This is a genomic window from Cognatishimia coralii, assembly GCF_037478305.1.
Taxonomy (GTDB): domain Bacteria; phylum Pseudomonadota; class Alphaproteobacteria; order Rhodobacterales; family Rhodobacteraceae; genus Cognatishimia; species Cognatishimia coralii.
Window position 1 is genome coordinate 823540 of record NZ_JBBGAZ010000001.1, and the last position, 22328, is coordinate 845867.

Annotated in this window: 21 protein-coding genes; 9 read left to right on the top strand and 12 right to left on the bottom strand. The window is 58.2% G+C overall.

The annotated features are described in order from the left end of the window. Position 1: 1 nt before the first annotated feature. From mraY to mraZ, 7 genes are read right to left on the bottom strand one after another with little or no spacing between them, the layout of a single operon-like run. On the bottom strand, positions 2-1084 hold the full coding sequence (gene mraY, locus WG622_RS04185; RefSeq protein ID WP_209356627.1) for a phospho-N-acetylmuramoyl-pentapeptide-transferase: 1083 nt from the start codon (positions 1082-1084) through the stop codon (positions 2-4). Further along, positions 1084-2523 carry a UDP-N-acetylmuramoyl-tripeptide--D-alanyl-D-alanine ligase gene (locus tag WG622_RS04190; RefSeq protein WP_339402425.1) on the bottom strand — a complete coding sequence of 480 codons (1440 nt, stop codon included), beginning with the start codon at positions 2521-2523 and terminating at the stop codon, positions 1084-1086. The genes mraY and WG622_RS04190 overlap by 1 nt, the downstream gene beginning before the upstream one ends. Beyond that, the gene (locus WG622_RS04195; protein ID WP_339402426.1) at positions 2520-4001 is read right to left on the bottom strand and encodes a UDP-N-acetylmuramoyl-L-alanyl-D-glutamate--2,6-diaminopimelate ligase; all 1482 of its coding nucleotides are present in this window, start codon (positions 3999-4001) and stop codon (positions 2520-2522) included. The genes WG622_RS04190 and WG622_RS04195 overlap by 4 nt, the downstream gene beginning before the upstream one ends. 18 nt (positions 4002-4019) lie before the next feature. Continuing rightward, positions 4020-5804, bottom strand: a complete 1785-nt coding sequence (locus tag WG622_RS04200) for a peptidoglycan D,D-transpeptidase FtsI family protein (RefSeq protein WP_339402427.1) — start codon at positions 5802-5804, stop codon at positions 4020-4022. Continuing rightward, complete coding sequence (gene ftsL / locus WG622_RS04205; RefSeq protein WP_339402428.1) at positions 5801-6145, bottom strand: cell division protein FtsL; 345 nt, start codon at positions 6143-6145, stop codon at positions 5801-5803. The genes WG622_RS04200 and ftsL overlap by 4 nt, the downstream gene beginning before the upstream one ends. After that, positions 6145-7146, bottom strand: a complete 1002-nt coding sequence (gene rsmH / locus WG622_RS04210; protein ID WP_339402429.1) for a 16S rRNA (cytosine(1402)-N(4))-methyltransferase RsmH — start codon at positions 7144-7146, stop codon at positions 6145-6147. The genes ftsL and rsmH overlap by 1 nt, the downstream gene beginning before the upstream one ends. 3 nt (positions 7147-7149) lie before the next feature. Then, positions 7150-7653: a division/cell wall cluster transcriptional repressor MraZ gene (mraZ, locus tag WG622_RS04215; protein WP_209356633.1), complete on the bottom strand. Its 504-nt coding sequence runs from the start codon at positions 7651-7653 to the stop codon at positions 7150-7152. 727 nt (positions 7654-8380) lie between these two features. Here mraZ and WG622_RS04220 point away from each other — a divergent pair. The 5 genes from WG622_RS04220 to ptsP all read left to right on the top strand — a co-directional run bounded on the left by WG622_RS04220 (position 8381) and on the right by ptsP (position 13972). Next, entirely contained in the window at positions 8381-8854 is a 474-nt protein-coding gene (locus tag WG622_RS04220) for an NUDIX hydrolase (RefSeq protein ID WP_339402430.1), read from the top strand. A gap of 88 nt (positions 8855-8942) precedes the next feature. After that, positions 8943-9383, top strand: coding sequence for a DUF1178 family protein (locus WG622_RS04225; RefSeq protein ID WP_339402431.1), 441 nt, complete (start codon positions 8943-8945; stop codon positions 9381-9383). Between the two features lie 26 nt (positions 9384-9409). Beyond that, positions 9410-10054 (top strand): SDR family NAD(P)-dependent oxidoreductase, encoded by a 645-nt coding sequence (locus WG622_RS04230; protein ID WP_339402432.1) that lies wholly within the window; start codon positions 9410-9412, stop codon positions 10052-10054. A gap of 211 nt (positions 10055-10265) precedes the next feature. Then, complete coding sequence (locus WG622_RS04235; RefSeq protein ID WP_339402433.1) at positions 10266-11501, top strand: aspartate kinase; 1236 nt, start codon at positions 10266-10268, stop codon at positions 11499-11501. 227 nt (positions 11502-11728) lie between these two features. Beyond that, entirely contained in the window at positions 11729-13972 is a 2244-nt protein-coding gene (ptsP, locus tag WG622_RS04240) for a phosphoenolpyruvate--protein phosphotransferase (RefSeq protein WP_339402434.1), read from the top strand. Between the two features lie 36 nt (positions 13973-14008). On the opposite strand, the gene WG622_RS04245 is transcribed toward ptsP, so the two are convergent. Continuing rightward, on the bottom strand, positions 14009-14776 hold the full coding sequence (locus WG622_RS04245) for an EcsC family protein (protein ID WP_339402435.1): 768 nt from the start codon (positions 14774-14776) through the stop codon (positions 14009-14011). Positions 14777-14821: 45 nt separating this feature from the next. Next, a complete protein-coding gene (locus WG622_RS04250; RefSeq protein WP_339402436.1) occupies positions 14822-15313 on the bottom strand; it encodes a GNAT family N-acetyltransferase in 492 nt (163 codons plus the stop codon). Between the two features lie 82 nt (positions 15314-15395). Between WG622_RS04250 and WG622_RS04255 the strand changes: the two genes are divergently transcribed. Then, on the top strand, positions 15396-16001 hold the full coding sequence (locus WG622_RS04255; RefSeq protein ID WP_339402437.1) for a flavin reductase family protein: 606 nt from the start codon (positions 15396-15398) through the stop codon (positions 15999-16001). Here the strand turns inward: WG622_RS04255 and WG622_RS04260 are convergent. Together WG622_RS04260 and WG622_RS04265 are read right to left on the bottom strand one after the other, a co-directional pair. Continuing rightward, the gene (locus WG622_RS04260) at positions 15998-16909 is read right to left on the bottom strand and encodes an AEC family transporter (RefSeq protein ID WP_339402438.1); all 912 of its coding nucleotides are present in this window, start codon (positions 16907-16909) and stop codon (positions 15998-16000) included. The genes WG622_RS04255 and WG622_RS04260 overlap by 4 nt on opposite strands. Before the next feature lie 60 nt (positions 16910-16969). Then, on the bottom strand, positions 16970-18601 hold the full coding sequence (locus WG622_RS04265; RefSeq protein WP_339402439.1) for a SulP family inorganic anion transporter: 1632 nt from the start codon (positions 18599-18601) through the stop codon (positions 16970-16972). Between the two features lie 226 nt (positions 18602-18827). Between WG622_RS04265 and WG622_RS04270 the strand changes: the two genes are divergently transcribed. From WG622_RS04270 to WG622_RS04280, 3 genes are read left to right on the top strand one after another with little or no spacing between them, the layout of a single operon-like run. Further along, positions 18828-19718 (top strand): S-methyl-5'-thioadenosine phosphorylase, encoded by an 891-nt coding sequence (locus tag WG622_RS04270; protein WP_339402693.1) that lies wholly within the window; start codon positions 18828-18830, stop codon positions 19716-19718. Between the two features lie 9 nt (positions 19719-19727). Beyond that, positions 19728-20354 carry a LysE family translocator gene (locus WG622_RS04275; protein WP_339402440.1) on the top strand — a complete coding sequence of 209 codons (627 nt, stop codon included), beginning with the start codon at positions 19728-19730 and terminating at the stop codon, positions 20352-20354. A 15-nt stretch (positions 20355-20369) separates the two neighbouring features. Further along, a complete protein-coding gene (locus tag WG622_RS04280; protein ID WP_339402441.1) occupies positions 20370-20909 on the top strand; it encodes an adenine phosphoribosyltransferase in 540 nt (179 codons plus the stop codon). On the opposite strand, the gene WG622_RS04285 is transcribed toward WG622_RS04280, so the two are convergent. Beyond that, positions 20906-22321 (bottom strand): FAD-binding oxidoreductase, encoded by a 1416-nt coding sequence (locus WG622_RS04285; RefSeq protein WP_339402442.1) that lies wholly within the window; start codon positions 22319-22321, stop codon positions 20906-20908. The genes WG622_RS04280 and WG622_RS04285 overlap by 4 nt on opposite strands. Between the last annotated feature and the right edge of the window lie 7 nt (positions 22322-22328).

The window sequence follows — 22328 nt, forward strand, 5'->3', positions numbered from 1 at the left end:
GTCACCGAACCTTCAGCGTTGCCAGACCGATCATCGCGAGGATCAGGGAAATGATCCAAAACCGGATCACAATCTGCGGCTCAGCCCAGCCCTTTTTCTCGTAATGGTGATGGATCGGCGCCATCAGAAACACGCGTTTACCCGTGGCTTTGAAGTAGACGACCTGAATAATAACCGAGAGCGCCTCGACCACGAAAAGCCCGCCCACAATCGCCAGCACCAGCTCGTGTTTCGTTGACACCGCAATCGCGCCCAATGCGCCACCCAAAGCCAAAGACCCCGTGTCGCCCATAAAGACCGCTGCGGGAGGGGCGTTATACCAGAGGAACCCAAGGCCTCCGCCGATGAGGGCTGCGGTAAAAATCAAGATCTCACCAGTGCCGGGCACGTAGTGCACGTCCAGATATTCGGTAAAGTCGACGCGGCCCACTGCATAAGCGATAATGCCCAATGTGCCACCTGCGATCATAACAGGCATGATCGCCAGACCGTCCAGACCATCGGTCAGGTTCACCGAGTTCGCAGAGCCTACGATAACGATCACAGAAAACGGTACAAAGACGTAACCTAGGTTCAGCAGAACGTCTTTGAAGATCGGCAGAGCAAGTTGGTATTGCAGATTTTCCGGATGCAGAGTCGATGCCCAATAGCCAGCGATTGCCGCAATCAAGAGCCCCAACAACAGGCGGATCCGGCTAGAAACACCCTTAGTGTTCTGCTTGCTGACCTTGGCGTAATCATCCGCAAAACCAATCAACCCATAAGCCAAAGTCACAAAAAGAACGAGCCAGACAAACCCATTATCAAGCCGCGCCCACAGAAGCGTCGAAGTCACTAGAGCCCCCACGATCAGCAAACCGCCCATTGTCGGCGTACCAGCCTTGGAAAAGTGGCTTTCCGGACCATCATCGCGGATCGGCTGTCCTTTGCCCTGCCGTCTGCGCAGCACGTTGATCAACGGACGGCCAAAGATAAACCCAAAGAGCAACGCGGTCAGAAAGGCCCCGCCAGCGCGGAAGGTGATGTAGCGAAACAGGTTAAAAACATCGCCACCATCTGACAAAAGCGTCAACCAATAGAGCATTATGTGGTCCCTTTGCTTAATTTCATGGCGGGATGGCCCAATTTACGAATAGCGTCAACCACGCGCGCAACACCCATACTGAGTGAGCCTTTTGCCGCCACAATATCCCCGGCATGCAGATCGCGGGCGACGCCCTTGGCCATCTCTTCGCTGGTTTCCGTCCAGCGGCCACGTTTTTCAACGGGCAGAGCATCGTAGAGCTCTTTCATCAGAGGGCCAATGCAATGAATTCGGTCGATTTTTTCCACCGAGACCAGATCTGCGATCTCGCGGTGCAGATCTTTTTCGCGCGGGCCCAGCTCTTTCATATCGCCGAGATACGCAATCCGGCGCGCGGATTGACCTGCGGTTTCGCCAGACAATTCCGCAACAGACAAGACTTCTAGTGAGGCCCGGACCGAGGCCGGATTGGCATTATATGCGTCATCAATCAACTCGATCATGCGGCGATTGTCCGCCGGGTCCAGCTGGATAATATCGCGCAAACCGCGTCCTGCGCCGGGTTCCCAGCGGCCGAGATCAGTGATCGCGATGGCGGGATCAAGCGCCAGCGCGTCCGCTACCGCGAGAACGGCGAGGCCGTTCATGGCATAGTGGCGACCGGGCACGGCAACTTTATAGAGCAAGGGCTGTCCATGGGCCGTGCCGGTGCCGACAGTGGCGTTGTCCGTGACGTTGACCTCTGTCAGGCGGAAAGTCGCATCGCTCTCGCCGAAACCCACAAGCGTCTTGGCATTCTGCGCGGCAATGTCTTGTAGAATGGGCGAGACCGTGAGGTCTGCGTTAAAGATCGCGGTGCCGTTTTCTTCGAGACCCGTAAAGATCGAGGCCTTCTCGCGCGCGATCCCTTCCACATTCTCAAACGCCTCAAGATGCGCGGGTGCGACCGTCGTGACCACCGCCACATGCGGGCGGGCCATCGCAGCCAAAGGCGCGATTTCGCCTGGGTGGTTCATACCGATCTCGATTACAGCAAATTCCGTGTCTTGCGGCATGCGCGCCAATGTCAGGGGCACACCCCAGTGGTTGTTGTAGCTCGCAACCGAGGCATGCACACGCCCCTGCCCGCCAAGCACTGTGCGCAGCATTTCCTTGGTCGAGGTCTTGCCCACCGAGCCCGTCACCGCAACGACTTTGCCGACCATGCGCGCGCGGGAGGCTCGACCCAGATCCTCAAGCCCTTTGAGCACATCCTCAACGAGCAAAAGCGGCGCATCGGCTGGCACGCCTTCGGGGATACGGCTGACCAGCGCCGCGCCAGCCCCTTTCTCCAAGGCTTGAGCGACGAAGTCATGGCCGTCTCGCGCAGCCTTGAGGGCCACGAAGAGGTCGCCCACCTCAATCGTCCGCGTATCGATAGAAACGCCACGAACAGTCCAGTCGCCCTGCGCTTTACCACCGGTTGCTTTGGCGGCCCCAGATGCGGTCCACAATGTCATGCCAGATCTCCGTCCAAAGCCATCACAGCGACGCTCGCCTGTTCCACATCGTCAAACGGCAAGACATCGTCGCCAACAATTTGCCCCGTCTCATGCCCCTTACCCGCGATCAGCAACGCATCGCCCGGCCCCAACGCATCCACCCCGCGCAGGATCGCTTCGGCGCGGTCACCGACTTCGATCGCCTCGGGCGCGCCTTCAAGAACGGCGGCTCGTATCGTCCCTGGATCTTCGCTCCGCGGGTTGTCGTCAGTCACAAAGACAACATCGGCGTTCTCTTGCGCGGCTTTGCCCATTAATGGTCGCTTGATGGGATCGCGATCCCCGCCAGCGCCCACGATCACCACGAGCTTGCCCATCACATGCGGGCGCATGGCTTTGAGCGCGGTTTCGACGGCATCCGGCGTATGAGAATAATCCACAAACACAGGCGCGCCATTGCGACGGGTCGCAGCCAACTGCATACGACCACGCACAGTGGTAAGAGTATGCAGAACCTCAAACACCCGCATCGGATCGGCCCCGCAGCCAATCGCGAGGCCCGAGGCCAAAAGCACGTTGTCAGCCTGAAAGCCGCCAATCAGGTTCAGACGTACTTGGTAGGTCTCATCGCGGAACGAAAAGCGGATGTCTTGCCCTGCATTGTCCAAACGTTGGCTCAGCAAACACAGGTCCGCGCCCTCGCGCCCAACAGTAATCACCGCCTGCCCGCGACCCCGCGCAATCGCGGCCATATCCGGCCCGCGCATGTCATCCGTGTTGATGACCGCGACGCCATCCTCTGGCAGCACACGGTCAAAGAGTGCGGCTTTGGCGTCGAAGTATTCATCAAAGGTCGCGTGGTAATCCAGATGATCCTGCGTGAAATTCGTGAAGCCTGCGGCGGTCAGTTGAACGCCGTCCAGACGCCTTTGAGCCAGCCCATGCGAACTGGCTTCCATCGCGGCATAGTCAATCCCTTCGGCATGGGCTGCCGCCAGGGTGCGATGCAAAGTGATCGGCTCGGGTGTTGTGTGCATCAAAGGCGCTTCAAAGTCGCCCTCCACCCCAGTTGTGCCGAGGTTCACAGCAGGCAACCCCATCGCCTGCCAGATCATCCGCAAGAACGTCGAGACCGAGGTTTTGCCATTCGTGCCCGTCACTGCCGCCATCACCGGCGGCTGGTGCTCAAACCAGAGCGCAGCCGTATAGGCCAGAGCCTGCCTTGGGTCTTCGCAAATGATCAAAGCCGCGTCCGAGGTCGCAAGTTCCGCCTCCGCAATCCGCGCGCCTTCGGCGTCGGTCATCACAGCAGCCGCCCCCATGCGCAGAGCAAACTGAATAAACGTCGCGCCATGCACCTGCGTACCGGGAAGTGCTGCGAACAAATAGCCGTCTTTGACATCGCGGCTGTCCACGGCCAATCCGGTGATTTCGGGGTTTTTTCCCTGCAGGGCCGTCAGGCCAAGGTCGGAAACAGTCTTTGCCTGCGCTGCCATTTATCTGCCCTTGCCAGCTTAGTTCGCTGCCAAGGTTATATCAGTCAATTCCACAGGTTCAACGTGCGGCAGCAAGCCCAGCAAAGGTGCGACGCGGCCGATGATTTCAGAGGCCACAGGCACAGCCGTCCAACCGGCCGTACGGCGCGGCTCTTCGCCCATAGTTTCAACGGGTTCGTCCAGTGTCACCACGAGGACGTACTTCGGATCATGCGCGGGGAAGACCGAGGCGAAAGTGTTGATCACCTTGTCCTCATAGTAGCCACCGTTCGGCTTGGGCTTGTCCGCCGTGCCGGTTTTGCCCGCCACATGATAGCCCGGCACCTCACCCATCGAGGCCGTGCCCTCTGTGACCACCTTGCGCAGCATGTCGACGCTAGCCTCTGCAACCGCTTGGCTCATGACCCGCGGGCCATATTTCGCGCCGCTTTGCTTTAGGATCGTCGGCTCGATCTTGTGACCACCATTGGCAATCGCAGCATAGGCTGCGGCCAGATGCAAAGGCGTTGCCGACAGACCATGACCGTAAGAGATTGTCACGGCTGACAAATCTGTCCACTTGGACGGCTTGAGCGGCTTGCCACCGGTCGCCTCGACAACTTCGATCTTCGTCGGGTCAAACATGCCCAGAGACTGCAGGAACTCTTGCTGACGCTCCGCACCAACATCTAGCGCGATGCGCCCCGTCCCACGGTTCGAACTTTTGACGATGATGTCTGTGACCGAGAGTTTGCCATAGTTTTTGTTCTCAAACTCGCCAATCGTGTAGCCATGTACCTTCATCGGACCTTTGGTCTCAATCACGGTTTCTGGCGTCACTAATCCCAACTCAAGCGCCTGAGCGGTTGTGAAGATCTTGAAGGTCGACCCAAGTTCATAAACGCCCTGCAAGGCTCTGTTAAACAAAGGACTTTCCGATCCAGCCTCGGTCGGGATTGGGCGCGGACGATCGTTTGGATCAAAATCGGGCATAGAGCTCAGAGCAATCACTTCGCCCGTATGCGCATCCATCAGAACCGCTGCGGCACCCTTGGCGTTCAATAGCTTCATACCGCCATAAAGCACCCGCTCCATGGCCGCCTGAATGGTCAGGTCCAGAGACAAAGTCAGCGCCTTACCACCATTGGCCGGATCGCGCAGGATGTCATCAAAGGTTTTCTCAACCCCGGCAACGCCGATGACTTCGGCGGCACTCACGCCCTCACGACCAAAACCCGCGCCGCCCAGAATATGCGCGGCTAGTTTACCGTTGGGGTAAAGACGCATCTCACGCGGGCCAAACAACAGACCGGGATCGCCGATATCATGTACGGCTTGTTTCTGCTCGGGGCTCAGCTTTTTGCGCACCCAAAGGAATTTGCGTTTGCCGGTGAAATCCTTGAGCAAGCGCTGCTCGTTCATATCCGGGAAAATGCGCTCCAGTTCCTGCGCGACCCGTTCTTTGTCGATCATCTGCTGGGGCTGCGCATAGAGGCTATGGGTCTCGATATTGGTCGCCAGAATACGCCCGTTGCGATCCACGATATCGGCGCGCTGCGCCATGATGCGTGCGCCGCCGGTGCTCGAGCGCGGTTCAACAACCTCGCTTTGGGACAGCGTGCCCATACGGATGCCAATGATGCTGAAAGCTGCCAGGAACATGACACCCAGAACCAATAAACGCCCCTCGGCCCGCTGACGCGCCGCGCCGCGCATTTCTTCGTGACGCTGGCGAATGTTCTCTTTTTCAATCGCCTTATGATCTGCACCGTTTTGGCGCGCTTGCAGGATCGTGGCCAGGGGTCTTAGAGGCGTGCGAGTCATTGGTTTGCCTCCTGATTAGAGACCTCGACGACGTCGTCGATAATATCAATGTTCACAGGGGGATAGCTGACTTGTTCCACCATACCGAACTGATCGGCCTGCAATGGCAGAAGCTGCAGGCGGTCAAAGTTCAGATCCGCAAGATCCAGCAAGCGATCCGGGCGGTTCAGATAAGCCCATTCCGCTTTCAGGATCGCCAGACGGTCACGTGCCTCGCTAATCTCATAGCGCAGCTCTTCAACATTCCCGAGCGCTTGTTGCGTGGCATAATTCTCGCGATAGGCCCAGAAGGCCAAGGCGATCACCGATAGGGCTGTCATCACATAAAGCAGGCTACGCATTACTTTCGTCCCCTCTTTTGGCCGCCCAACATGGGCATCCCGATCTTGGCCCCATCGACCACGCCTGCTGGTGCATCGGTGCGACGGGCCACGCGCAATTTTGCAGAGCGCGACCGTGGGTTGATGGCGAGTTCTTCGTCATCGGGCCCAACCGCCTTGCGGGTGAGCAGTTCAAAGGCTGGCGCGTCCTGAGCCACCTCGGGTGCGTAACGATTGCCCCCACCGGTGCGGCCCGCGCGCTCGGCCATGAACTTCTTGACCATGCGGTCTTCAATCGAATGGAATGTAACTACGGCCAGCAATCCGCCGGGCTTAAGCGACCGTTCAGCCGCCATCAGACCATTCAGCAATTCGCCGTATTCATTGTTCACCGCAATGCGCAGCCCCTGAAAGCTGCGGGTCGCCGGATGGCTTTGCCCGGGCTTTGGGCGCGGCAAGTTTTTCTCAATGATATCTGTGAGTTCTATCGTGGTCTTAAACGGCCGATCCGCGCGCGCCTTGACGATTGCACGGGCGATGCGGCGGCTTGCGCGCTCTTCGCCGTAGTGGAACAGGATATCCGCGATCTCTTCTTCGGAGGATTCATTGACCAGATCGGCCGCCGATGGTCCCGACTGGCTCATCCGCATATCCAGAGGGCCATCTTTCATGAAGGAAAAGCCGCGCTCCGCGAGGTCCAGCTGCATCGAGCTGACACCAAGATCCAGGACCACCCCATCCAGATCCTGCGCATGGGCGTCCATGTTGGAGAACACATCCGCGATGAACTCGATCTGACCGGCGAACGCGCCAATCCAATCCTCGGCCATGTCAAACGCCAATGGATCGCGATCCACGCCATAAACCTTGTCAGCCCCCGCCTCAAGCAAACCGCGCGTATAGCCGCCCGCGCCAAAGGTGCCGTCCAGCCAACGCCCAGACACAGGCGCAACCGCCGCCAACAAAGGTTTCAGCAAAACTGGGATGTGAGGAGATGTCGTCTCGGTGGCAGCCTTAGACATCGATCAATCCTCGGGCCGCTTGTCCAGGAAGGCCAGAGGATCAAAGTCATCTGGCAGCTCATCCAACCATTCTTCGGTCTTGGCGAGCTCTTCTTCCTCGTAGGTTTCCGTTTTCCAAATCTGGAACGTATCACCTGCCGCAATAAAGAAGGCTTCGTTTTCCAGATTGATCTTCTGCCGCAGCTTAGCCGGCAGAACCAAACGGCCGGTTTCATCGACAGTCGTCGGGAAAGACTGTCCATGAAACAGGCGTTGCAGCATTTTACGCTCCATCGAGCCACGGGGCAGCGCGTCGATCTTTTCGTCCACCTCTTCGATGGCTTCCATCGTGTAGCATTCCAGATAGTTCCGGCGGTGGTCGCCATAGACGATCACAAGCTCGGGGGTGTCTCCGGATTTCCAGTTGGGATCAGAGGCCTCTAGCACACGGCGAAACGAGGCCGGGATCGACACCCTGCCCTTGCTGTCCACCTTGTGGTGGCTTTCGCCTCTAAATCTGCGTGCCACTGCCTGACGCGCCTCTCACTGTCTTTGCCACCTCAGTGGCCTGAAATGGAAACGGCGAATTGAGCTGCTGCCACTGCCCAATTCGCCGCCCTCGTCCCGCCTTGCGGGGATGTCCAGCTGCGCGCGCCACCTGGGGGGATGTCTGCTCGCTCGCGCGCCGGATCTCTTCGTTCGATGAAAGCGGAGCCTGTATGAAACCTGTCTTGGGATTTTATTGTCGGGGTCTTGCCGCCCCTATTCCCGTCCTCATCGTGCATATAGGGATGACATGGGAATTCATGGAAATCAACAGGAATTTTGGGCATTATAGGGAGAATTAACTCAAGAGAGACCTATTCACACCCTGCAAATCAACAGGAACTCGGGCAAAAAGCACAACATATAGGCAAAGCAATTCAATCAAACCCAACATAGGCTCAAATTACGCGCCACCCACAAATATCCCATTATTTCCCAGAAAACTTGCTCAAATCGACTTCTCGCCAGCAAAAACTCGACGTCCGTCGAAGTTTTAGACACCCCAACGCGCCGATTCGATCCACTTTCCCCAGCCGGACCATCAATTCCCACATCGGGTCCCACGAATTCCCACAGCCACTTTAAGCACCCCAAGGGCGCAACCGATCAAAATACCGCAGTTGCCGAATTATTCTTTTGAGCCACTTTATCCACAGGTCGCAAACAGCTATGTTGGCCTAACCAAAAAAGACGAGTGAAGCAGTTAAAAGTGACGGTACACAGCCCCGTGCAACTTCCTATTCAAATGCAAAAGGCGCGCAAAAAGGACATGCGCAGCCAGTTTGCTGCGTTGGTCTATCGCGTCAAGAATGACAAAGTGCAGGTGCTTTTGGTCACCAGCCGCAATAGCGGGCGCTGGATCATTCCAAAGGGCTGGCCGATGCTGGGGGAAACCCCGTCTGATGCAGCCGCGACCGAAGCTTGGGAAGAAGCGGGCGTAAAGGGCAAGACCTTTGATCGCTGCCTCGGGGTCTATTCTTACTACAAAACGCGCGGTGGCGGCCGAGACCTGCCCTGCCTGGTCATGGTCTATCCGGTCAAAGCCAAAAAGCTTGCGACCGAATATCCGGAACACGATCAACGGCGCCGCAAATGGTTTTCCCTGAAAAAGGCCTCCAAGCTGGTCACAGAGCCGGAACTCTCCCATATCATCGCCTCTTTTGACCCGCGTCAGGTGCATTGACACACCCACGTCAGATCGTGATCGCGACACGCTTGATCCTTTGCGCGCAGCGGCCTAAGTAAATTCTACCTACGATAGACGCGCGACCATGATCCAATACACGCTCAAATGCTCAAACGACCACCGCTTTGACAGCTGGTTTCAATCCGCCGAAGGCTTTGACAAGCTGAAGGCAGCGGGCATGGTGACTTGCGCGATCTGTGGCGACACACAGGTCGAAAAAGCCATCATGGCCCCGCGCGTGCGCCCCGCCCGTTCTGCGGCAACACCCGTGAAAGAGGCCGAGACGCCCTTGTCCTCCCCTGCCAATCCGGCGGAACAGGCTTTGGCTGAGTTGAAGAAGCAGGTCGAAAAGAACTCCGATTATGTGGGCGCGAATTTCGCGCAAGAGGCGCGCTCTATGCATATGGGCGATACGCCAGAACGCGCCATTTACGGCGAGGCCAAACCCGAAGAGGCCAAGAGCCTGATCGAAGATGGCGTTCCGGTTGTGCCGCTGCCTTTCACGCCCGGGCGAAAATCCAACTAAGTCTCTCATCACCTAAGGATACTTTCATGCATGTCGTCATCACCGGGGCCAATCGAGGAATTGGTCAGGCTCTATTGTCGCGCTATCACTCTCGAGGGGATCAGGTCACAGGCACGTCCCGCGCGGGCGGAGATTACGCAAAGCTGGACGTCACAGATGTAGCTGCTCAAAAGGCCTTTGCCGAGCAGATGACTGATCAGCCTGTCGACCTATTGGTCTGCAACGCGGGCGTTTATCTGGACAAGGGACATGATTTGGACGCAGGCTATCCCGCCCAAATGTGGGCCGACACCTTTGCCGCCAATGTCACGGGCGTCTTTCTGACCGTTCAATCCCTCTTGCCGAACCTGCGCCTGGCCGAGAGCGCCAAAATCGCAATCATTTCCAGCCAGATGGCCAGCCACACGCGCGCGCCGGGCGGTAGCTATATCTACCGCGCTTCCAAGGCGGCCGTCCTCAACGTCGGTCGCAACCTCAGCACGGAATTGCAGCCTGAAGGCATCGCCGTCGGCATTTACCACCCCGGCTGGGTCAGCACGGATATGGGCGGCGCAATCGCCCCCACGACCGTGGATCAATCCGCCGACGGTCTGGTTGCGCGATTTGATGAGCTCGACATGAGCTCGACCGGGTGTTTCAGAACCTTTGACGGTGCGGATCACCCCTACTAGGCGATTCTGCTTCGCGACCAACCGCGCAAGAAAATTCTGCTAAATTGGACTTGCCGCAGCCTATAGCGGCAAGCGCCCCGCCGCGGCGGTCATTTTTGCGAAGCCAAGCCCCAACAGCGCCAGAAAACCGCACCCCTGCCGGTTGTTTTCGCAGGCGCGATTGCGTAAACCGCGCTGCAATCTGAAAGACAAAAGTTAGGACCAAACGGCGATGCCCACTTTGGTAATGAAATTCGGCGGCACCTCGGTCGCGAACCTGGATCGCATCCGCCGCGCCGCCAAGCGCGTGGGCGTTGAGGTGGCAAAGGGCTATGATGTGATCGTCATCGTCTCTGCGATGTCCGGTAAAACCAACGAACTGGTGGGCTGGGTCAACGAGACCTCCGCGCTCTATGACGCGCGTGAATACGATGCGATCGTCAGCTCGGGTGAGAACGTCACTGCGGGCCTCATGGCACTGACGTTGCAAGAAATGGATATTCCGGCGCGTAGCTGGCAAGGCTGGCAGGTTCCGGTCAAAACCACATCGGCACATTCGGCAGCCCGGATCGAAGAGATCCCAAACGACAATATCAATGCGAAGTTCGCCGAAGGCATGAAGGTCGCCGTCGTCGCGGGTTTCCAAGGCATCAGCCCAGAAGGACGCATCACCACATTGGGACGTGGCGGATCTGACACGACCGCTGTGGCCTTTGCCGCCGCCTTTGGTGCCGAACGTTGCGACATTTATACGGACGTGGATGGCGTCTATACCACCGACCCACGCATCTGTGAAAAGGCGCGCAAGCTCGACAAAATCGCCTTTGAAGAGATGCTAGAACTAGCGTCCCTCGGCGCGAAAGTCCTGCAAACCCGCTCGGTCGAACTGGCAATGCGCTATAAGGTGAAACTGCGCGTACTCAGCTCTTTTGAAGAACAATCTGACGAGGCCGGAACGCTCGTCTGTGATGAGGATGAAATCATGGAATCCAATATCGTCAACGGCGTCGCCTATTCCCGCGACGAAGCTCAAATGACCCTTTTGTCTGTGGCTGACCGCCCGGGCATCGCGGCCATCATCTTTGGGTCACTGTCGGATGCGGGTGTCAATGTGGATATGATCGTTCAGGACATCTCAGAAGACGGTCGCACTAATATGACCTTCTCCCTGCCCATCGATCAGATTGCACGTGCCGAAAAAGCCGTAGAGGCAATCCGTGGCACCGAGCTGAACTTTGAAAACCTCATCGTTGCCGAAGACGTGGCCAAAGTGTCCGTCGTGGGCATCGGCATGCGCAGCCAATCCGGCGTGGCGGCCAAGATGTTCAAAGTCCTGTCGGACGAAGGCATCAACATCAAGGTGATCACGACGTCCGAGATCAAGATCTCTGTTCTGATCGAACGCAAGTACATGGAGCTGGCAGTGCAAGCGCTGCATGATGCGTTTGATTTGGACAAAGCGGCCTAACCAGCCGACACGAAAATTTCTGCAGCGCGGCGCCAAATGGGGCCGCGTTTTGCGTTCCACCCGTTGCTTTTCTGCGCGCGCAAAAACGAAAGCGCTAGAAAACAGGCAGGGACAATGGATTTGTCGACGCACAGCCGACCCAAGCGCAACTAAGTGATTTCCCTGCTTTGCCCTCTGACGTTTTCGGCATAGACAGGTCGTAAAGGATGCGTTGGGACTGAAGTTACATGCCGGAAAGATCTGACAGCGAGAGCCGCAAGCTCCTCGGACGTCTGCGCGAGGCCTTGGCCGAGGACAGCGCCGGTCAGGCGCGGCTGGATAAAATCACCAAGCTGATTGCCTCGTCTATCGGCACCGAAGTGTGCTCGATCTATCTGTTCCGCGACGCTGAAACGCTGGAACTTTGCGCGACCGAAGGCCTGAAGGCCGAAGCGGTTCACCAAACCCGCATGCGCCTTGGCGAAGGCCTTGTCGGTCGCGTCGCCAAATCCGCGCGCATCGTGAACACCGCTGACGCCCCCAGCGAAAAAGGCTTCCGCTATATGCCAGAAACCGGCGAGGAAATTTATTCGTCCTTCTGCGGTGTTCCGATCCAGCGTCTGGGCGAGCAACTGGGTGTCTTGGTCGTGCAATCCAAAGCCAGCCGCGACTTTTCCTCCGACGAGGTCTATGCGCTTGAGGTCGTCGCGATGGTGCTGGCCGAAATGACCGAGCTCGGTGCCTTTGTCGGAGAAGGCGCAGCCCTGTCGCCCTTGCACCAACGTCCCGCAATGTTCAAAGGTGGCACGGCACAAGAAGGTGCCGCCGAGGGTCATGTGTGGCTGCATGAGCCGCGAGTTGTTGTCACCAACCCGATCGCAGATGACCCCGAGGTCGAGAAGCAACGCCTCACCAAAGCGATCGAAGACCTGCGCGTCAGCGTCGATGAACTCCTCGCAGGTGCTCAGGGCGGCGACAAAGATCAAGTGCAAGTTCTGGAAGCCTACCGGATGTTTGCCAACTCCAAAGGCTGGCTGCGCCGGATGGAGCAAGATATTGATCAGGGTCTGACCGCCGAAGCCGCTGTAGAGAAAGAACAATCCACCGCGCGCGCGCGCATGGCGCAGGCGACAGACGCTTATCTGCGCGACCGTCTGCATGATCTGGATGACCTCTCAAATCGCCTCTTACGCAATCTCACGGGCCAAGGGTCTGACACTGGCGCTGACATGCCGGAAAACCCCATCCTGATTGCACGCAACATCGGCCCTGCCGAATTGCTGGACTATGGCCGGAAATTAAAGGGCATCGTGCTGGAGGAAGGCTCTGTCGGCTCTCACGCAACCATTGTAGCGCGGGCCTTGGCGATCCCCTTGGTGATCCACGCTGACAAGATCACCACCGAAGCCCTGAATGGCGACATGATCCTCGTGGACGGAGATGAGGGCCATGTGCACCTCAGACCCGATGACACCGTCGTCACGGCCTTTCGCGACAAAACCGCCATGCGTGCCAATGCGCAGGAACGCTATGCCTCGATCCGCGAGAAACCTGCGACCACATTGGATGGCGAAACCGTCAGCCTCTTGATGAACGCAGGCCTCATGGCCGACCTGCCTTCGCTGCCAAGCTCTGGAGCCGAAGGCGTGGGCCTCTTCCGCACGGAACTCCAATTCCTGATCCGCAACCAGATGCCCGGACGCACGGAACTGGCGGAACTCTATAGCCATGTGATGGATTCCGCGGGAGACAAATCCGTCGTCTTCCGTACGCTCGATATCGGCTCAGACAAAGTCCTGCCCTTCATGGCCCCTCAGGACGAGCCCAACCCGGCGCTTGGCTGGCGCGCGATCCGCGTGGGCCTCGACAAACCCGGCGTTCTGCGAATGCAGCTTCAGGCGCTTTTGCGCGCAGCCAATGGGCGACCGCTCAAGGTCATGTTCCCTTTCATCGCGCAATATGACGAATATAAAGCCGCCCGCGCCGAGATGGACAAAGCCATCGAACGCGAAAAACGTTTGGGCCACAAACTGCCGTCTGACCTGAAAACCGGCGCTATGCTGGAAACACCCTCGCTTGGCTTCGCCCCGCAAAAGTTCTTCGAAGAGGTCGAATTCATTTCCATCGGCGGCAATGACTTGAAGCAGTTCTTCTTTGCCGCAGACCGCGAGAATGAGCGCGTTCGCAAACGCTATGACACGCTGAATGTCAGTTTCCTTAGCTTCATCGAAGGCATCGCAAACCGTTGTAATACAACAAAAACCCCGCTCAGCTTCTGCGGAGAAGATGCCGGCCGGCCGGTCGAGGCTCTCTGCCTCGCCGCGATGGGTCTGCGCGCGCTTTCGATGCGCCCGGCGTCCATCGGCCCGGTCAAAAGCCTCTTACGGCGCAGCAACCTCTCTGAGGTCCGCGATGTCATCAACGAGGCCCGCAACCGCGGCGACCAAAGCGTGCGCCCCGCCGTCATGGAATATCTGGCAAACCAGGGCTAAGCCTTCATCTTGCCAAAAATACTCACTGCGCGAGGCTCACCCCTTGCGCAGGTCCTGCACCTGAGGCGATGCCGCTTCGCGAAACATCGTGACCAGCTCGGGATGCGGCACATCGCCTTCAATCGACAGACGCCGCAGCCCGAAATGCACATGCGCCATCTCGCGGTAGTAATTCATATAGGCGTAATTTGTCAGAGCCCCCGTCGTGGCCCCAATCACAGGCACCATCTGCGCCGCCAGCTTTTGCCCTAAAACCACCGCCAAACGCGGCGTGACCCAGGCGATCAGCTTCTGTGTACCACCGCTACTCAGCGCCATCCGCGACGACAGAAACGCCAGATCGGCTGCATCGTCCTCTGATAGAGGCCCGCCAGCCGCAAAGACCTGAACACAGTCGAACTTCACATTCTCTGAGGTCGCATCGAATTCATATTGCTCGGCCACATCCTGAATGGCGCGCAAGAAAACCGTGGTGGTCACGGGAAGCTCGGCCAAAGCGGTGCCCACACCACCAGCCCCACCAGCAGCGCCCAAGGCTGTCGCAAACGTTGTCTGCAACCACCCCGTCTCGCTGCCACGAATAGAACGCGAGCGATCCGCCGCTTTCATCGCCTGCACCAAGGCCTTTTCAGTCGCCACTTCCAGCCCGTCGCGCGCTTTTACGGGCAATTGCCCCAAAAGCCCGTCGGCTTGCTGACCCAGCGCGTTCAAAAGCTCAATCACCAAACCACCGGCGTTATTATAACGCTCTACAAGCCGATAAAGCTCGCGGTCCACATTAGCTTTGAAGTGATTGTCTTTCATCTCACGCTCCCTTTGCACTCTAGGTTGGCAAAGGCCGCGCGATTTTCAACCCTCTGCGCAGGATTTCACCGCACCTGCGACGCCGCCCCAAGCTCCGGCGACCAACTCATACCCCAAGACGCGCGCGGGGTTGGTGGGGGGTGGCATTACCACATCTGGCAGCAGCTCAAAGCCAAAACGCGAATAGTATGGCGCGTCGCCGACAAGGATAACCCTCTGCCAAGACAAGTTTTTTGCAACGGCAAGGCTTTCGCGGATCAGAAAACCACCAAGCCCCTCACCCTGCCGCGTTGGGTGCACGGCGACCGGCCCCAATAACAGCGCATCGACGCCACCAATCCGTACAGGCCAATAGCGAATAGCCCCTGCCAAAATCCCATCGTCATCCCGCGCAAGCAGCGCCAAATCCGAGACTTTCTCTACTCCATCGCGCAGTCGATAAGACGACAGCGCCTCGCGCCCGGGCGCAAAACAGAGGTCATAGAGGGCTTCGACCTCCCACCAATCCTGCTCTGTTTCTTGCGCCAGATGGTACACCGCGACGACTGCCTTTCGATTTCGGTGGAAACCGCCCTAACACGAGGTTACCTCTTGGGCAAACATGAAGAAGGATCCCCTGATGTTTTATCGCGCGGAAGACGGCCATCCCCTGCCCCACAACCCCTTCAAGGCGATCATCTCGCCACGCCCCATCGCGTGGATCTCAACGATTGATACCCAGGGCAACGCCAACCTCGCGCCCTATTCCTTTTTCAACGGTATCGCTGATGCGCCAATGCAGGTGATGTTCGCCTCAACCGCCAGCAAGCCGGATCAGGACGACACCAAGGACACTGTCGCCAACATCCGCGCCACCGGAGAGTTCTGCGTCAACATCGTCTCAAACGCGCTTCAGAATGCGATGAATGTCTCAAGCACTGGCTTTGACAAGGATGTTGACGAGTTCCAAAAGGCGGGCCTCACAGCTGCCCATTGCAACACGATAGGATGCCCGCGCGTGCTCGAGGCCCCTGCGAGCCTAGAATGCAAACTCGATCAGATCGTGACGCTGAAAGGCGCGAGCAATTTCATGGTGATCGGCGAAGTCACCGGCGTGCATCTGCGCGATGAGTGCATTGTGGACGGCATCTTTGATGTGACCACTTACGAACCTTTGGCGCGCCTGGGTTATCGGGACTATGCCAAGGTCTCAGAGGTCTTTTCGCTGGCGCGACCTGACGACTAAAACAGAGTCTGCGCGATCAGGATCCACACAGGTAGCGTCGCCGCTGAAAGCAATGTGGTCTGCGCAATCAGCGTTGCCACTAGCTTGCGATCTGCTCCAAAGCCTGCGGCCAATACATGCGCGGCGGACGCGGTCGGCAGGGCTGCGAATACGATCAGCACTTGCACCAAGGGGCCAGTGGCTCCGACTACCAGCGCGACGATGCAAACTAATGCGGGCAGGATCATCAGTTTTGTGCCGTTCAAGATGCCTGTGAAGCGGTCCAGCCTTGCCAAAGCGCCCCAGTTCATCGTGGCTCCGATAGAAATCAGCGCGACAGGGATCGCCGCTTGCGCCAGCATCTCCAATGGCGCAAGCACTGGCCCAGGGATTTGAACGCCTGTCAGGGCGACAACCACCCCCCCAAGGCTCGCGATCAGGAACGGGTTGAGCGCGACGCGTTTCAGGGTGCCGAGGATGCCCAGCTGGCCGTCTCGCGACAGCCCAGAAACGGCAAAGACATTCGCCATTGGCACGCCCATTCCAACAACCACCGCAAAGATAGCCGCATCGCCCCCGCTGAGCGCCCCGATAGCGACAAAACCAAGCGCTGTGTTGAACCGCCAAGCGGTCTGCCAGCAGCCCGCGAAATCAAGAAACCGTTCGGGCCCAAAGGGTCGCGCCAAATAGCCAAAGAGCAGCCCAGCGACCAAGATCCCCCACGCCAAAGGCGCAATTGAGGCCACCTGTGAAAGTGCAATCGGACGACCCGAGGCTGCCACAAACAACAGCGTCGGAAAGAGGATCTCAAAGTTGAGCTTATCCAGCCCCTGCCACGCGTTCTCAGACAGGCGTTTGCGCACGAGGCCGCCCAGAATGACCATCAAGAACGACGGGATCAACCCGCTGAGGATCGTGACAAAAACCACCGACTGCTCCAACAAAAAAGGGCGCGCGAAACGCACGCCCTATTGATAACGGATCAGATCTTAATGACCACCCAAGATGCCAGTCCGTACGGAATAATCCGCGGCGACCTGATAATCGGGGTCATCATCACTGTCGATCACAAGGTGGCCCGCGCGGGTCAGCAACTGGTGGCAATCGCGGCTAAGGTGGCGCAGAGTGAGCTTCTTGCCCGCCGCTTCATATTTGCCCGCCATCGCCTCAATCGCCTGCAGCGCGGACTGGTCGGCCACGCGGCTGTTGGCAAAATCGACGATCACGCTGTCTGGATCGTTTTGCACGTCAAACAGCTCGACAAACCCGTCTGAGGAGCCAAAGAACAAAGGTCCTTGGATCTCATAAACCTTGGCACCTTTGTCGGTTACAGACTCGCGGGTGGTCGCGGTGATCCGCGTCGCGTTGCCCCACGCATAAGCCAGGGCCGAGACGATCACGCCCACAACGACCGCAATCGCGAGGTCGGTCATGACGGTCACAACGGTCACCAGAACGATCACGAAGGCATCGGTCAAAGGCACTTTGCGCATGATCTTCAACGAGTTCCACGCGAAGGTGCCGATCACGACCATAAACATCACGCCGACCAGCGCGGCCAGCGGAATCTGCTCAATCAGAGGGCTCGCAGCCACGATAAAGAGCAAAAGACAGAGCGCGGCAAAGACACCCGCGATCCGAGTGCGGCCACCCGATTTCACGTTGATCATCGACTGACCAATCATCGCACAACCGCCCATGCCGCCGAAGAAACCCGTCACCACATTCGCAGTGCCCTGCGCGATACATTCCTGACTTGCACCACCCCGTTTGCCGGTGATCTCACCAACAAGGTTCAGCGTTAGCAAGCTCTCGATCAGGCCGATGGCTGCGAGGATCACCGCGTAAGGCAGGATGATCTGGAAGGTCTCCCAATTCAGCGGCACCATTGGAATGTGGAACAGTGGCAGACCGCCTTCAATCGAGGCCATATCGCCCACGCGCGGCACGTCCAGACCCAGTGCAATCACCAGAACTGCCACAATACCGATCCCCGCCAAAGGCGCCGGAATGACTTTGGTGATGCGTGGCATAACCCAGATGATTGCCATGGTCAGCGCGACCAGACCCAGCATCGTCATCAGCTGAGGCCCTGCCAGCCATTCACCGCCGCTCATTCCATGGCCCGTGTTCTCAACCGATCCCGGCACTTTAAATTGCGTCATCTGCGCCAGGAAAATCACAATCGCCAGACCGTTCACAAAGCCCAGCATCACTGGATGAGGCACCAGTCGAATGAACTTACCCCACTGCATGACACCCGCGATGACCTGCAGGATGCCCATCAGGACGACCGTCGCAAAGAGGTACTCAACACCGTGCTCCGCCACCAGCGCCACCATGACCACAGCCAAAGCACCGGTCGCGCCCGAAATCATACCCGGACGCCCGCCGATCAGAGCGGTGATCAAACCAACCAGAAAGGCCGCGTAAAGGCCAACCAACGGATGCACGCCCGCCACAAAAGCAAAAGCCACCGCCTCAGGCACCAGCGCGAGGGCCACCGTCAGGCCCGACAACAGCTCCGTGCGCACCCGCGCGACGGACCAGCCTTCGTCCTGCATGATCGACAGGTTCGGAGGCGTGATGTTTTTGGCCAAAGCGGCGAGTGCGGATCTCATGATATGTCCTGAAATAGCTGGCGAAGTTGTGGCCGCCCTATCGGATATTGCCAAGCGCGACAAGGGCAGCGCAGGGTTTTGGCGGGCCGTGGTGCCAATAGAACAGGCCAGCGCGGTCTCTGTGCCATGGGTTGCCGAAAATATGACCAATGTGCGGTTGCATCCCTGCACGGCTAGGGCCAAGAATACGGCCAGTAAGATCAGCCAATTCACGAGGGAGCCCCCGATGACCGAGACCGCCAAAGAGACCATGATTGCCGTGATCGGCGGCTCTGGAATTTACGACATCGACGGGCTTGAGGGCGCGGAGTGGGTCTCGGTTGAAACCCCTTGGGGCGATCCCTCGGATCAAATCCTGACAGGTAGCCTGAACGGCGTGAAAATGGCATTTCTGCCGCGTCACGGGCGTGGACATAGGCACTCTCCGACGACGGTGCCCTATCGCGCCAATATTGACGCTTTGAAACGTCTTGGCGTGACCGATGTAATCTCTGTATCGGCCTGCGGGTCGTTCCGCGAGGCGATGGCTCCGGGCGATTTTGTCATTGTAGATCAATTCATTGACCGCACCTTTGCACGTGAGAAATCCTTCTTTGGCACCGGTTGCGTCGCGCATGTGTCGGTTGCTCATCCAACCTGCCCGCGCCTGTCCGACGCTTGCGAAACCGCGGCCAAAACCGCAGGCATCAACGTGCATCGCGGCGGCACCTATCTGGCGATGGAAGGACCGCAGTTTTCCACATTGGCGGAATCCAAAATGTACCGCGAAAGCTGGGGCTGCGACGTCATCGGCATGACCAATATGCCCGAAGCCAAACTCGCGCGCGAGGCCGAGCTTTGCTATGCCTCCGTCGCGATGATCACCGATTATGACAGTTGGCACCCAGACCACGGCGAAGTCGATGTGACAGAGATCATCAAGACCCTCATGGGCAACGCCGACAAGGCGCGCAATCTGGTCAAAGAGCTGCCCGCGCTCTTGGGTGCTGAACGCGAAGACTGCCCGCATGGTTGCGACAAAGCTCTGGAGTTCGCGATCCTGACGGCTCCTGATGCGCGCGACCCTGAGGTCGTGGCGAAACTCGACGCGGTCGCGGGCCGGGTTCTGAACGCGTAAGGGCGGATCATGGAGTTTACTCTCTGGCTCAGCTTTGCCGCCGCCTCCACTGCGCTATTGGTCATGCCCGGACCGACACTTTTGTTGGTCCTCAGCTACGCCATGACCCAAGGCCGCCGCGTCGCGATCGCCTCAGCGCTCGGTGTGGCGACCGGAGACCTCATCGCCATGACCGTCTCCGTCATCGGCCTTGGCGCGCTGTTTCTGGCCTCGGCAACAGCCTTCACCATCCTGAAATGGATCGGCGCGGCCTATCTGTTCTATCTCGGTGTTCGGATGCTGATGAGCTCCACCGAAAGCTCGCCTTTGATGGAAAAACCAGCAAATACCTCAGAAGGCCGCGTCTATCGCGACCTCGCCTTGGTGACGGCGCTCAACCCGAAATCCAATACATTCTTCATCGCCTTCGTGCCTCAGTTCATCGACGCGAATGCGGCCTTTGCACCTCAGGCTGCAATCCTGATCGTAACCTTTGTGGCAATCGCCGGCGTGAACGCTCTGGTCTTCGCGCTTGGCGCAAATTCCATTCGTGCGAAAATCACCCGCCCCGCTGTGCTGACCTGGCTCAACCGCGCAGGCGGTGCGACCCTCATTGCTATGGCAGCACTCACGGCCACATTGCGCCGCGCGACCTAAATCCAAAGGACTCCCATGCCCAAATCGAAAACCGTCAAAAACTATATCCGCACCATCGTGGATTTCCCCCACGAAGGCATCATGTTCCGCGATGTCACCACGCTCTTTGCCGACCCGCGCGGCTTTCGCATGGCGATTGACCAAATGCTGCACCCCTATGCGGGGGAACGGATCGACAAGGTCGTGGGTCTTGAGGCACGTGGGTTCATTCTGGGCGGAGCGATTGCCCACCAACTGAGCGTCGGCTTTGTGCCGATCCGCAAGAAAGGCAAGCTGCCCGGCACCACGATCTCGCAGGACTATAAGCTGGAATATGGTGAGGCGATTGTTGAAGTGCATGACGACGCCATCCAACCCGGTGAAAAAATCCTAGTCGTGGATGATTTGCTGGCAACAGGCGGCACTGCCGAAGCCGGCATCAAACTGATCGAGCGCCTCGGCGGCGAAATCCTTAGCTGCGCTTTCATCATCGACCTGCCCGAATTGGGTGGTCGCAAAAAGCTTGAGGCGATGGGCATGGACGTCTCCGTCCTATGCGAGTTCGAAGGCCTCTAGGCCTTCAACACCACCCCCGGGTTCATTATTCCCTTGGGATCCAAAGCCGACTTGATCGCACGCATCGTGGCGAGTTTCACCGGATCGCCATAGCGTTCCAACTCGCCCGTTTTCATGCGCCCGATCCCATGTTCCGCGCTTATCGAGCCGTTGTATTTGTGGACCAACCCGTTGACGATGCCTTTAACATCATCAATTAGGTGATTGTAATTATTTCGATTTTCGCCCTTCGGCGGATAGACGTTGTAGTGCAGGTTGCCGTCCCCAAGGTGCCCGAACGCGTTGATCCTGAGGGGTCCAAGCTTGGCCAAAGCAGTATGCCCTTCGACCACAAACTCCGCAATCCGCGAAATCGGGATCGAGATATCATTGCTGAGGATCGCCCCAATTTTGCGGTTCGCCAGAGGGATGCTTTCGCGAACGGACCAAAATTCTCCGCGCTGCGTTTCAGACTGCGCAATCAGCCCATCCAGCACCAGATCCCGCTCCAAAGCGGTCGCAAAAATCGCCTCAAGAACGCTTTGTGGTTCTTGGCCTGCGCCTAGTCCAAGGTCGATCAGGACGCACCAATCAGGCTTTTCTGCAAAAGGCTGGCGCACCTCAGGCATGGTTTCGGCAAGGAAATCCAGCCCCTCACGATGGATCAGCTCAAAGGCCGACACCGCCTCGCCCACATGGTCCCGCGTGATCGCCAAAAGATCCAAAGCTGCCGCAACAGAGGGCACCGCCATCAACGCCGTCCCTTCCCCGACCGGACGCGCAAAGAGTTTCAGCGACGCGGCTGTGATGATCCCCAACGACCCCTCTGCGCCAATCAAAAGGTTCTTAAGGTCATAGCCCGTATTATCTTTGCGCAATCGGCTCAGCCCGTGCCAGATCTCGCCACTAGGCAAGACCGCCTCAAGCCCCAAACACAGGTCGCGCGCATTGCCATAGCGCAGCACATTGACCCCGCCTGCATTGGTCGCGAGGTTGCCGCCGATCTGACAGGAACCCTGCGCTGCGAGGGACAGGGGAAACAGCCGATCCGCCTCCTGCGCGGCCGCTTGAACGGCTTCAAGGACGGCGCCCGCTTCGGCAATGATTACGTTTTCTTCAGGAAATACGTCTCGAATGGCGCGCATGCGTTCAAGCGAGATCACCAAGGGCACAACACCCTCGCCTTTCACCTGACCGCCCACAAGCCCCGTTCCGCCCCCGTATGGCACCACAGGCACCGAGGCCTCGTTGCAGAGGCGCACAAGTGCTGCGACCTCCTCAACCGTGCGCGGCTTCGCAACAGCCGCCGCCTGCCCCGCAAAACGTCCGCGCGGCTCTTCCAGATAGCGCGGCTCAGGTTCAGACAAAACGCCTGCGCCAACATGGCTGGCAACACGGTCAAGAAATGCGGAATCGGCGGGTTTCAAACTCATAGGCCTA